This window comes from Emticicia fontis (assembly GCF_054779675.1).
The window spans coordinates 701,734-714,846 of the sequence record NZ_BAAGXU010000037.1 but is presented as its reverse complement, the minus strand read 5'-3'; the positions used below and the strand labels follow the sequence as shown (position 1 = coordinate 714,846).

The window sequence follows — 13,113 nt, the reverse complement described above, 5'->3', positions numbered from 1 at the left end:
AATAGTTTGAAAATAAATATTCATCCTCCTCAAACCAACCGATAATTCGGACTATTCTCCGGAAAAATCACTACATTAAACAACTTCAATAACCTGCTCGCTGCTGCCTCTGAATACGTTTTTACCAGATCATCATAGCTCGTGGCATTCGTAATCAGATGCACCCGCCGTGGATTCTTATAGAGCCTGAAAATATACTCTTCTATAAAATTGATATGGGTCGAGGCAAAAGACGCGCCTTTGGCTATCACGCTCCGTTCTTCCCGTCCCACTTCGTCGATACATATTTCGTACGACTCATGCCCGAACTTATTGCGCTTATCGGTGATATGAAAATAATTAAAAGCCATGTCGCCCGCTTCCTTATAGGCCTGCACCATATCCTGCGCCTCAATAATTCTGAACGACGCAAACGGATTATTCTGAAACGCCCGCATCATCGAAGTTTTCCGGCAACCCACCGGCCCCATCAGCAGAAAACCCTTGCGGGTATCAAGCCCTAAAGAACTGTTTTCAATGGTATTCTCAGAAAGGCGCTCCCCAGAAGCGCCACCTTTATGCGCGCCAGGATAGCTGTTATATTCACGGCTGCTGTGTCCATAAAAATAGTCCAGCAACCGGCTGAATTCTGTGGAGCAAAACTGGTCGATGGCAAACCCGGCGCGGGTATCTTCCTGCATCACAATCGACCGCCATTTGGCAATAATCGTCGTCTTGAAGTCCTCAAAGCTCAATTGCAGGGGTTTTAGCGCCTCCATTCGCTCTCTTTGTTCTTCCTCATAGCGGCGGCGCTCCTCCGCTTTTTTCTGCTCATCAATCGTGCAGGCTACCTGATAATAGAAGTTTCCGGCAAAATCCTGCGCCAGGGTCGCAAAGAGTTTATCCAAAAAGGTTCCCACCATAATACCCTGTGTTTTAGCTTCCGCCACAAGTATTCTTTTAAGCTCAGGCAACACCGCCTCAGCCACTTTTTTCTTCTTTTCCGAAAATATTTTTGCGTACGGGGTCTCCGCCAATAATTCGGGGTTTTTCGAGGAATGGTTTCGCCGATGCGGCGGAAGCTGAGGAAGCTCTGTTTCCTGATTTTGCATGCGTTTGAATGATTTCGTTATTCCATCTTTTCTGATTCAGATACGTTTCCAGATTTGCCCGGTATTTCTTATCGGGTGTCGACAGCACATACTTCGGAATATGCTCCCACGCCAGGTGTCTCTCTTTATCGCTCAGCAATCGCCACTTTTTCCCACATCGCTGCCTGTCGCCCAATTTTTTGTCATATAAGTTCCACACTTCCTCGAAATCAATACTACTACCCGACGCTTTCACCATTTTCGATTGTGGCGGTGACGCATTTTTCAATTCTTCAACTAATGCTTCATCAAACCCCACTTCCACAACAGCCACAGAAACGTCAGTTTCGGCCGCATTCACTTTTTCCTGATTTAATAATTCAGTAGTTTCTTCATTCTCTTGTTTATTTATAGTCACAGTGCCCTCCTGTGTGCTCTGCTCTTGCTCTATGGGGTGCTTTATCAATGCTTTGTCCAGTGCTCTATTGGGTGCCCTATCGAAATTCGATAGGGCAATTATGGTTGACGAATACTGATTCTTGCTCTCCTGAATCACCTCAATAAAGCCCCACTCCACCAGATTATTAAATACTTTCTTATAGCTCGTAATGCTATGAATACCCAATGCCTCCATCGCCTCTGACGACGGCAAACCAAATTTTTCTTTTTGTCCCAGCCGGTTCCACTTTTCTATCACCCACATAAACAGCGCGGTATGTGTAGGCGTATTGAGGTCGGGGTTTTCAAAAGCCCAGTCAAACCAGCGCCTTGAGAGAATATAACCATTCATGTGTTGAATTGAGAATTTTTAAATGGCGAATTAGTGAATGGTGAATTAGCGAATGAAGAATGAGTAGTTTGTTAGTTAAATAATACCAAGCCATGAATAAGCCTTCAATGGGTTCTAAAGTGTGGCATCCTCCAATTCACCATTCGCTAATTCACCATTCGTCCCCCCTAATACTTGTTAATCTTAAAAATACTCTCCCCGCCCACCCTTAATTCCTCATATACTGCCTTATTACACACACTCGTAAAATCAGTCTTTCGTTTGATGATGATGGTATAGTTTGACCCATGCGCTTCAAACCTCACGAATGTTCCGAAGAACTCCTTGTTCTGATTCGAGGCGTTTTTCAAAGTAGTGATGATATTCACCAGTTGCCCCTCTTTCAGCGATTTGGCAATTTTATAGTTCGACATCAGCATATTGATTAATCACAGTAATGGATTGAATATTAGCCAGCGGAAAAGTCATCGTGATTTTTCGGAAATCACGCTCCTGAAGAATCTCGATCCAGAGCGGATGCTTGTCAGATTCCGAAAACCGGTGTTGCAGAAAGTGCCCCCGTTCGGGCAGTGGTTGAGTGCCATGCACCACAATTGGTTTTGAGTGAATAATCACCTCGTCGCCTGGGGTTAAGGCGTTAATTTTTTCTTCTGTTGATTCCATTTGTTATTTATATAGGATATTTTGTTTATAAAATTTCTCCCGCGCACAGCATTCGCGGTAATCACAATTAAAAAAATGATTTGCTTCCGTAGAGACGATCGGTTCGCCGCGCGATTGCGATTCGTCTCCAAGAGACTTGCAATCAAATAAATGTATTCAGGGCAAAGCCTTAAATAAAGACATCGAAACCACACATAGAAGGAGCAAATACCCTCTATCAGTCTCACCCCAAACAAACCCCAGAAACAATAATAAAAAGCAGTAGAATAAGCCCGAAGAGCCATAAGTCGCGGAAAGAACCCTTATCAAAACCTTCGGAATAATGCTCTTTTGCGGGCATGGCATCAGGCTTGCCGAAATGCACTGCCAGCACCAGAATTAGCGCCAGCAGACATTGCAGCAATACCATCACCAACAGCAATTGTTCGTCAGGTACTTGCATGGATTTAGTTTTTGTTGTGTGGATTCAATCTCGTCAGATGCTGTGGCCCAATAGCAGAAACAGCTATCAGTCTATGTGGCTATACTCATGCACTTACTGGCTTCAGCATCAATAAATAATTTAATCACTTTCAGGTTGGCACTCACTACCCGCTGCACTGTTGAGCGCTTGGCAAGGCCGCCCCTCATCACGAGGTAATACGAATACCGACTCACACCCGAGAAAACCACAGCCTTTTCTTTGCCACCTTTGCACTTCGCTAATTGTGTATGATACATCTCCCGAACACCGGCCGGTAGCGCAATCATATTAATTGAATGATAAGGTTTTGTGTTGTCCATTTTTTTTATTTGCTTTGTATTGCGATACATATTTTCAATTGAACTGTACAAATGTACGGTACTTTTGTACAAAATTCAACAAATTGTACAATTTTTTTGTACAATTTTTCAGCATCATTACTTATGAAAACCCAAAGTATTGACAATAAGGTCGTTAGCCTTATTGAATTCCAGAAAAATGAACGCCTGAAAACCGAAGAAGTAGCTATCGGATTAGGGATTTCGACCAGCCTGTTGTACAAACTGTATAAAGGCGAACGGAATCTAACAGACGAGCTTGTGGACAAAATTCAGGCATTTATGACCGAGCTTAGTCCACAAAAGCCGGGCAGGATTCAGCGGATAAAAAAGAATACCATTGAACTGAATAAGGCAGATGCCGCCGAGGCCACTGCAGATGCGAATGAAATTTTGGAGGAGTATATCAACACACACGGAAACCGTTTTACACGCGTAGACGGCGAAATAATCATAGAAGTGCCTTTGCTGAACCATGAAGCCTATGCGCGGTATCTCGACGAAATGACCGAAGCCCGCATTTATGAAAGTGACAGGCTGGTGACATTTGTGGTCGAGAAATTTGATCCGGCGTTTCACCTGGCCTTTAAAGTGTACGGAGATTCGATGAACGGCGGTAAGCTCACCGACACCCCCGACAAAGCCATTGTTCTGGGCCGCGAAGTAGACAAAAACCTCTGGATGGATGGCGGACTCAAAATAGACCGATACGGCTACGGCTGGGTCTTACTTACCGAGCGCAACATCCTGTTTAAAGACATCGTAGCCATCGACAAATCAAAGGGCATCATCACCTGCCATTCCCGCAACCCCAGCCCCGAATACGCCGATTTCGATTTATCATTGAGAGAAGTAACCCGTATTTTCAGGGTTTTGAAGAGGATATTTTAACGGCCTCCGTGTCACACGTATACTCGTCCATAAAAGCGTGTGGCACGGATAAACTCAGCGGTCTTAAATTAACTCCAGGGCTATACTCGTCTGAAAAAAAGTAGGCCACCGCGTGCGACTCAGCTAAACTCCACAGCATTAAATTAACCTTTAATGTTATTTTTTTTATTCTACGGCACCCTTACCTATCAAATAAAATCCCTATTTTTGAAAGATCTAATCTTATCAAACCTACCTACCTTGCTATGTCTGAATTAGCTGTACGATTAATTGAAGAAAATAAAAAAACGAAAAACCCCTTTCTGGATTTGGGGAACTGCAATCTTAAAAATACTTTACCTCCGCAATTATGGGACTGCCAATGGTTAGAAAACTTAAATCTGGGGGTTCAGTATCATGATAGTAGCACAGGAACACGGCTCACAACCAAAAACATAAACTCACCGAATAGATTTAATGGAGACGAATTAAAAGATTTAATAAAGCTACCGAAATTGACATCCCTCCATTTTAGTGATTGCCAGATTGAGGATTGTAGTTTTTTAGAAAAACTTATTGACAAAGAACATTTTACTCATCTGGATCTAAGCAATAATTTAATTCGGGAGATGACTCTTTCGTTAAGACCCAGTTATTTAACGTTTTTAGACCTGAGCTATAATCAGATTCAGAAGCTTTATTTTTTAGAAAAAGCCCCTCTGTTAACTAATCTGAATCTGAGTGCTAATAAAATTCGCGATCTTGATTATATACAAAAGCCCAATCAGCTATCTAATCTAAATCTTAGCAAGAATTTAATTGAGAACATCGGGTATTTACAAAGACTGACTCAATTAGAACATTTAAATCTTTACAATAACCGGATTGATAATATTAGTTCTTTAAAAAAACTCAATCGATTAAAAACTTTAGACCTCAGTAATAACCAGATTCAGGAAATCAGCTCTTTAGAAAAACTCCCTCAATTAGAATCTTTAGATATTAGTCATAATGAGATTCAGTCGGCTAGCGCCTTGCATGGAATTGCCAGCCTTGTTAATTTAAGAATTAACAGCAACCCTTTTGTAGACAGATATAGTCTTAATCTGCCTTCTTTTGATAATCATCTGGAGATTGTTATGAATATCCTCAATCGGGAAAAAGAAAAGACTTATGCCGTAAAATTTCCTGTTAAAATAATTATTTTAGGCAATCATCGCAGTGGCAAATCCAGTCTTCTGCATTTTCTACTCGAGAATAATCTTGATTATGATGGGGATAGTACTCATATTCTGAATATTAAATCTTATAACGTAGAAGAGGGTATTCCCGGAGCATTGTTTTTCGATTTCGGAGGCCAGGATTATTACCATGGCATTTATAAAGTCTTCCTGAGCAAGGGTTCTATCTATCTTCTATTATGGAACAAACAAACCAATGCGAATGAGCGCAAGGCGGATAGTGATAAGATTCCCATTCAAAACTTTAACCTAAACTATTGGCTAGCTCAGAAAAACTATCATTTAATAAATCTAAACAAACCTCAGCAAAAAGCTTCGGAAGAGCCCTTAGCGACAGATAAACTTCCGAAAGATGTAGATACAGAGACAAAAGCCCCTAAACCAAAAGTTTCGGAAGAACACGTATCAATTGATAAAGTGTTGAAGGGTTCGGGCGAGCCCGTTTTTATCATCCAGTCTCATGCAGAAAAAGGAGAAAATGCGGACTTTCAGGCTATCCCAGTCGATAAATCGGTTGACAATCTGTTTTATGCTTCACTTCGCAAGGGCGATTATTATGAAACAGCCCAGAAAGATTTTTTTCTCAATAAAAATAAGAACATATTAGACCATCTGAAATTGTGTCTAGACGAACTCATTGAACTGATACGAAAAGAGAGAGAACGGAATGAGCCTCAATGGTATATCGATTTTTATAAATATATCTTATCAAAACAAGGTGAAGAAAGCACTACCATTGATGAATTATTGAAAATATATACTCCCAAAGAGAAGACTGAAGAAGATGAAAGGAGGGAGTCTTTAAGGACTGAGTTGAAGCAGTTTCATAGTCAGGGCTTAATTCTTTATTATGAAAAGATAGACAAAGTCTGGTTAAACCCAACCAGTCTGGTAAAGCATATTCACTCAAACATCTTAAAAAAAGAGTTGATTACTGAATTCAAAGGCAGGATTCCTAAAGAAAAATTCGATAAAGATAAAAAAACAAAAGACATATTATCGCTACTGGAAGAACAGAAAGTAATATTCGAACATGAAAAAAAGGAATATATCATCCCTAATTTCTTACCGCTTGTGAAAGACAATCAGGCGGAATACGATTTACTTACCTTTGGCTTAACCAACCCAAACTTTAAGCTGAAATTTAAGAATTTCTTGCCAATAGGTCTGATTAATCAGCTGATTTGCTTTTTTGGTAGCCAGCCTGACACCAAAAAATTCTGGAGAGACCAGTTTCTTTTTACTTTTGAGGGAACTTACAAAGTGCTCATTAATATTAATTTTGAACTATTAGAGATAAAAGTATTTATCTTATCTAAGGATAACGACGTTACCAAAGCCCAGACTGACCATTTTACCTACTATTTATTTTATGTAATTATGGCTATGTACAGGCACTTTAAGCCGGTAGCTTATAAAGAACTATTGCCTGATAAATCAGGAGTAATAAAAGTAGGCGAATGGCAAAGAAGCCAAGATGAATACCTAGAAATATTTAAAGAGGAGGGCACTACACCCGATGATTTATATATTTCGCTGGCGAATGATTATTGGGTAAAATTCACCGATCTGGCAAAGAAAAAACAATCTGAGCGGGTAGTGGTAGGATATTTTTCTGATGGACAGAAGCTAATAGAAAAAAACGATGTGCCTGTGAAACCTTTCGAGGTTTTTACCAACAAGCGTTTTGGCTCTATGAAGAAGCTGTTTATCTCTTATTCTAAATTTGATGAAGATTATAAAAATGAATTAATTGAACATCTGATAAACCTGAAAAGAGAAAATTTTGTAGAGGTCTTTGACGACCGCCAGTTAGAATTAGGTATTGAATGGGATAAAGTATTAAAGCAGAAGATAGACGAATGCGATTATTTTATCTGTTTAGTAAGTCGACACTTTCTGAATGTACATTATATATATGAAGAAGAAATCCCTAGAGCACTTAAAAGAGGCAAAAAGATTATACCAATCATCATCAAACCTTGTGACTGGATAAATACTCCCATTAATATCGCCAATAGTGCACATACTTCTGATAAAAAACTGGGTGACTTTAATGCTGACAAAGTTAAAATTATAGGGCTAAGGAGTAGTTATGTTAACTCAAAAGGTCAGGAAGAGCCTATGGATTTTTCGGAGACCGAAAGAGATCAGATGTGGCTGAATGTGATTAACCAAATCAAAACATTGATTAAGGCAGATAGCTGATATACCTGAGCAAAATCTGTCGCTTGCTCATATCTTTTCCCAATTGTGCCACGCGTTATTTCAGGCAAGTAGAGCCTATACTTCTCACGCGTGGCACAACCTCCCCCCACCCCCAACATCATCTTTCCATTAATTTACCAACCGGAACACCACCTCCAAACTCCTCCCACAAACCCTTAACCATCAATCACTTACAAGAAAACCCTTCCAATCGGTAACAAAAATTTATTTGTCGGCATTTAGTAGTAATGTTGCTTAATAATTTATTAATTTTATATCAAGATTACCTATTATCAATTCCACTCTTTCAATTCCTATTATATTATGAAAAAAATCCTCTACCTCTGCGTAGCACTTGCGCTTTGTACCACTGTTTATGCTCAGAATGTAACAATCAACCCCGGTGGCATTACACCCGCCCTGGCTTATCCACGCATAAGTTATGATGCCATTCTGGCCTTACCCAATCCACAAGAAGGAGATTTAGCTTTCGACACCACCAACAAATGCTTACGCGTCTACATTGACGGCAAATGGCTTTGCAGTTTTCAAGACCCCAAAGCCTATATTTCCAGCCTCTCGCTCCTCATTTCAGCCGGAGGAACCGGTTCTGACCTCGGGCAAGACATCGCCGTCGATAACAATGGCAATATCTATGTCACAGGCGGATATACCGGCACCACTAAATTCGATGCAACTACCAAAACATCTGCCGGATCGGTCGATATTTTCGTAGCCAAATTCAATAGCAGCGGAGCCCTGCAATGGATTCAATCGGCCGGAGGAGAAGGCGAAGACCTCGCCGAATCTGTCGCCGTAGACGCTAACGGTAATGTATATATTACAGGCTATTACCATGCTGATGCCACTTTCGGAGAAACCATTCTGAGCGGACAAGGCGGCAAAGAAGCCTTTGTAGCCAAGTACACCAGCGCTGGAGTCTTGGACTGGGTACGTGTAGGCACCGGAGAACAAGACGACGAAGGCACAGGCGTAGCTATAGATGGTAGCGGCAATGTGTACGTAACAGGCACCTACACTGATTACGCCGTATTCGGCAATCCCCCCTTCAACAAAACTGCCGCTGGCGAAAACGATATTTTCATAGTCAAATACAATACCGGCGGTGATATCCAATGGCTGGAATCGGCCGGAGGTGCCAATCAGGACAAAGGACAAGACATCGCACTCGATAATTCAGGCTATTTATACCTGACAGGCTATTATACCGCCACAGCCACCTTTGGAGGCACCAGCAAAACCGCAGTTGGACTTACCGACGTTTTTCTGGCCAAATACAATACCAGCGGTAGTTTTCAGTGGGTACAATCAGCCGGAGGAAGTGCCGATGATCACGGTCGGGGCGTGGCTGTCAATGGTACAAACGTATACATCACCGGCGATTATTACGGTACCGCCACCTTTGCCTCAACCAATATCAGCTCCGCAGGAGGCTACGACATTTTTTTAGCCCAATATAATACCAGTGGAGCCTTACAATGGGCACAATCAGCCGGAGGCTCTGGCTTTGATGGAGGTTTCAGTGTAGCCGCAAATGGCTCAAACGTCTACCTCACAGGCTATTTCACAGGATCGGCCACCTTCGGCACCACCCAACTGACCGGACAAGCAGAAACCATTTTCATAGCCAAATACAATACCAATGGCGTTTGTCAGGGAGCACAAGCAGCCGGAGGCCCTGCGCAAGACTTTGGCCTAGGCGTAGCTCTCGACACCACCGGAAAAGCCTATGCAACAGGCTACTACGCCGGCACAGCCACCTTCGGCAGCACCACCAAAACCTCCCAAGGTCTGGCAGACGTTTTTGTAGTAAGATTAGATTAATTATTCCTGTTGGCCTGCGTGGCACACTCGGGCCGCGTAGGCTATACTCGTCCGAAAAAGAGCGTGTCACGCATAAACCTAGAGAACTGAAAATAGACTAAACACCACGGCATCATGCGTGAAGCGCGTAAGCTTTACTATCAGCTGAAGACCCAACACTCAGAACAACTGAATGACATAATACATCAGCAAGCCCGCTATTACGCCCAGTCCATCGGCCAACCCATCATACCAGCTGAAAGTTCTTCTGTATTTTCCCGGCAATTTATCCTGCCATACTTCCAACAGAATACCATAGACGATACCTATCAAAAAAGTCTGCCAATAGTTTTTAAACACAAACTGCCAGCAGAACGCCCACGCAGCGAAAGCCACAAAATGCGCAACCTTATCCAGATACCCATTGACTTTAATCCCGCTGCTCACCATAGTCCTGCTAATCCCCCTGGTAGGCATAGAGAATAACAAAAATAGCAAGGTACTAATAAAAATCGCTGAATATTTACTAGAGAGCAACGTAACAAGCCCTTGTTTGATTTCCATAGTGTGTTGATAATAATACGCTCTAAGATAGTGTAAGTATTTTACTAAGGTACGAATTAATAGAATAAAACTACGCATTTAAGAGCACTTTCTTGTCTGAAATTGTCAGTGATTTAATGTATATAATTCAAAGTCGTTATACCCAATAAACGCTGTTATTCCGAATCGGGGAATAATCATTTAATGACCCTTCAATCATTCGCGATAGTAATACACTTAACAATGAATAAGCAGAGTAAGGGTAGATTTATCTCAGATTTAAAATAAAATCTCAACAATACCCAAACTATGTTTATATAGCTTTGAAGATTGTCAAAAAACAGGAACCGTTAAATAAGAACCCCTTTTGAGTATTGATAATTCCGTATATATTTAATGGTTTATTAGATGCCTTCTAAAACAGCAAAATTTCGCAAATAATTGCTCATTTATTGCCCAAGCCAAACGACCTATTTATGCTATTTAAAATTATATTGCCAATGATTTTTTCTCATATAAACAAGCCGATATTCAAAGGATTTTTATTGATTGGATTTTATCTACTTTTTGTGAATACTGGTATAGCACAAAGCGAAACAGATAATACAATCGAATTTAGTTTTTCTACAAGAAAGTTCAATAATAAACCGCTGACTTTCGACGAAGTTTTTTACATGAATCTTAAGGATATTCCAGAGAATATAAATTCAATAATTATTTCAATCAAACAGAAATCAGGAGGTAGTAAAACAACTACAACTTCTCCGGTCTTTGAAAGAAAATTAATCAGAGATATTCAATTTTCAGGCTCAACAGCTGTAGTGGCCGTTGATAAAGAATTAAAGCATAGTACTGCATATATTATTGATTTTAAGGGCGAAGGACAAACAACGCTTACCAAAGCAGAAAAAGACGCGCTAAAGAATATATTAACCGAGCAGGACATAATTGCTGATTTTGTTAACAAAGTAAGTAAAGACATCTTAGCGAGTTCAACACCCATGTTTGGCAACTTAAGTTTCGCTCAAACCGAGTTTAACAGGTCTACCGAAAGTATAGTAAAGAGCATTAATCCTAATTATCAATTAAAACCGATTGATGGTGTTCCTCAATTATTTGCACTGACCGACTTTGCCTCACAACTCTTTGAAATAAAAGATAAGATAGGTGCACTTAAGACTGATGCCAGCGTAACAGGTCATGCCAACAGTGCGAACATATTAAAAGAAATTAACAAATTCGAACAGCAACTTCAATCAATTGACTGGGGGACTGTTGTATCACCTACCAACACAGATTTTGCAGATTTGATTACAACAAAAAATAATATTTTCAGTGGATTTGGCGGTTCCCTGCCTGGGTCTGTAAGTGTAAAAAAGACTACTATTGAAACGATCCTAAACAATATACCTGGTTTGATAGATAAGTGGATTAACAAAACCGATGTTATTAATAATGTTATTGTATTACACATCAATAAAGCTTCAGCATTTGCCTTCACCTATAGTCAGGATTTTGTTGAAAATTCAAGAACACACATCAATCTGGATATAGGCCTGGCCTATGTCGGGTATATGGATAGATTTGTACCTTATAGTGGACTGAATATATATTTTCGGCCCGTTAAAAAAAGTATCCCTCCTAGAAACTATCTGAAAAAAGGATGGGAGTATGTGGGTGTAACAACTTCCTTACTTATAGGATTAACTGTCAATTCGATAGAAAAAGATAATGTCAGAAAAGGCTTAATAGGCAATCTGGGTATGCTATTAGGTGTAGGGTATCGTCCCATTAGTTTTCTGAAAATTAACGGTGGAGTTATGTGTTATTACCTCTATAACAATAACCCTTTGATTTCCAAAGACAGATACGACCCTACATTCAGACCCTTTGTTTCATTATCTTTCGATTTAGACGCAAAAGCCTTGTTCGGAGGAATCGGTGACTCACTTTTTAAATAAAATATACTATTATGGGACTTGACGTAAACACTTTGAGAGCACAGCCTTCAGTTCTTCCTAGTGGAAGAACCAAAGTTACTATGAGTTATTTTGGAATAATTGACAATCTGATTGATAACCCCGTTAAACTTACCCTATTTATTGACCCTTCGGTCAATGCTTTTTTTGTCAGAGGTCAGAGCAACGTTAAAAGCATTAGTAAACAAGAAACCTTTGGCACAACGCCACAAACTTTCCTTTGGAATGTAGAAATTGATTTTCCTATGCCAATGCCCGGTCCAATCGCTTGTAGCTTACGCCTGGAAGCAGTTGATAAAGCCGGCAATCGCTCAAGTACTAATTCATTTATTATTTTTAATTAAGGTATGAAATCCAAACCCAGATTTTTCAAGACACTATCAGTTATTCTTTTGATTTTTATCTCCGGACTTCTGGCCTGTAAAAATGAGGAAGACGACATATATGCACTCAATACTGAGGAAGGCATAAAGCTGGGTTCCATTATTTCATTAATAAATGCGACTTCTGGCACTATGGAAGCAGATGGGGTTACACCTCATACTTTCACTATCCAGATTAACAAAGAAGCGGCCGACGATGCCAAAGAAATACAGGTAAGTACAAGCTTAGGCGTTTTTGCCAACGGTAAAGATTCAGATACGGTATTAGCCAATTCTTCCGGATTGGCCACCTTTAGTTTGACAAGTATAAAGCCCGGCAAAGCAAAAATTACAGCTAAAATTAAAACTTTTAGCATCGAAAATATAGTAGAATTTATTCCGGCCTTACCAAATGACTTGGCAGCAACAGCCGATAGTTATGTAATAAAACCAACTCAATCTATTACTGTTACTACTTCTTTAACACGCAAGCCTTTTAAAGGCCAGGTCTCTGACCCTGTAGAAGTATTTTATAGGATTATTCCTGCAAGTAGCTCACCTCATTCTTTAGTCTATCCGTTAGTTAGCCGTACTGAGGATAAAAAGACCACCATTACAGTGGCCAATCCTTTTCTTCTTGAGGGAGATTTTATTTTAGAGGTAAAAACTTTTGATCCATCAGGAAAGCCAATAATAGCACCCGTTAACTTTAAGATAGAACCGTAAATGAGCTTTCATTGAAAAGCTTATTATATATGCCAC

At 40.3% G+C, this 13,113-nt stretch carries 12 protein-coding genes; 6 read left to right on the top strand and 6 right to left on the bottom strand.

Annotated features, from left to right (window positions below):
- Positions 1–29: 29 nt before the first annotated feature.
- From ACYVFA_RS18940 to ACYVFA_RS18920, 5 genes are all read right to left on the bottom strand, one after another.
- Positions 30–1,091, bottom strand: coding sequence for a hypothetical protein (locus ACYVFA_RS18940; RefSeq protein ID WP_460473420.1), 1,062 nt, complete (start codon positions 1,089–1,091; stop codon positions 30–32).
- A gap of 936 nt (positions 1,092–2,027) precedes the next feature.
- Entirely contained in the window at positions 2,028–2,273 is a 246-nt protein-coding gene (locus tag ACYVFA_RS18935; protein WP_460473419.1) for a hypothetical protein, read from the bottom strand.
- Positions 2,260–2,523 (bottom strand): hypothetical protein, encoded by a 264-nt coding sequence (locus ACYVFA_RS18930; RefSeq protein WP_460473418.1) that lies wholly within the window; start codon positions 2,521–2,523, stop codon positions 2,260–2,262. The genes ACYVFA_RS18935 and ACYVFA_RS18930 overlap by 14 nt, the downstream gene beginning before the upstream one ends.
- Positions 2,524–2,746: 223 nt before the next feature.
- Positions 2,747–2,965 carry a hypothetical protein gene (locus ACYVFA_RS18925; RefSeq protein ID WP_460473417.1) on the bottom strand — a complete coding sequence of 73 codons (219 nt, stop codon included), beginning with the start codon at positions 2,963–2,965 and terminating at the stop codon, positions 2,747–2,749.
- 71 nt (positions 2,966–3,036) lie between these two features.
- Positions 3,037–3,306 (bottom strand): hypothetical protein, encoded by a 270-nt coding sequence (locus ACYVFA_RS18920; RefSeq protein WP_460473416.1) that lies wholly within the window; start codon positions 3,304–3,306, stop codon positions 3,037–3,039.
- A 123-nt stretch (positions 3,307–3,429) separates the two neighbouring features.
- On the opposite strand from ACYVFA_RS18920, the gene ACYVFA_RS18915 reads away from it, so the two are divergent.
- From ACYVFA_RS18915 to ACYVFA_RS18905, 3 genes are all read left to right on the top strand, one after another.
- A complete protein-coding gene (locus ACYVFA_RS18915; protein ID WP_460473415.1) occupies positions 3,430–4,215 on the top strand; it encodes a hypothetical protein in 786 nt (261 codons plus the stop codon).
- 245 nt (positions 4,216–4,460) lie between these two features.
- A complete protein-coding gene (locus ACYVFA_RS18910) occupies positions 4,461–7,643 on the top strand; it encodes a leucine-rich repeat domain-containing protein (RefSeq protein WP_460473414.1) in 3,183 nt (1,060 codons plus the stop codon).
- A gap of 324 nt (positions 7,644–7,967) precedes the next feature.
- Positions 7,968–9,488 carry an NHL repeat-containing protein gene (locus tag ACYVFA_RS18905; protein WP_460473413.1) on the top strand — a complete coding sequence of 507 codons (1,521 nt, stop codon included), beginning with the start codon at positions 7,968–7,970 and terminating at the stop codon, positions 9,486–9,488.
- Positions 9,489–9,647: 159 nt separating this feature from the next.
- Here ACYVFA_RS18905 and ACYVFA_RS18900 read toward each other — a convergent pair whose 3' ends face one another.
- The gene (locus ACYVFA_RS18900) at positions 9,648–10,031 is read right to left on the bottom strand and encodes a VanZ family protein (protein ID WP_460473412.1); all 384 of its coding nucleotides are present in this window, start codon (positions 10,029–10,031) and stop codon (positions 9,648–9,650) included.
- 455 nt (positions 10,032–10,486) lie between these two features.
- Between ACYVFA_RS18900 and ACYVFA_RS18895 the strand changes: the two genes are divergently transcribed.
- Genes ACYVFA_RS18895 through ACYVFA_RS18885 form a run of 3 tightly spaced genes read left to right on the top strand, consistent with a single transcriptional unit; the run spans position 10,487 to position 13,077 of the window.
- A complete protein-coding gene (locus ACYVFA_RS18895) occupies positions 10,487–11,971 on the top strand; it encodes a hypothetical protein (protein WP_460473411.1) in 1,485 nt (494 codons plus the stop codon).
- A gap of 11 nt (positions 11,972–11,982) precedes the next feature.
- Positions 11,983–12,333 carry a hypothetical protein gene (locus tag ACYVFA_RS18890; protein ID WP_460473410.1) on the top strand — a complete coding sequence of 117 codons (351 nt, stop codon included), beginning with the start codon at positions 11,983–11,985 and terminating at the stop codon, positions 12,331–12,333.
- 3 nt (positions 12,334–12,336) lie between these two features.
- Positions 12,337–13,077: an Ig-like domain-containing protein gene (locus ACYVFA_RS18885; RefSeq protein ID WP_460473409.1), complete on the top strand. Its 741-nt coding sequence runs from the start codon at positions 12,337–12,339 to the stop codon at positions 13,075–13,077.
- The last annotated feature ends 36 nt before the right edge of the window (positions 13,078–13,113 follow it).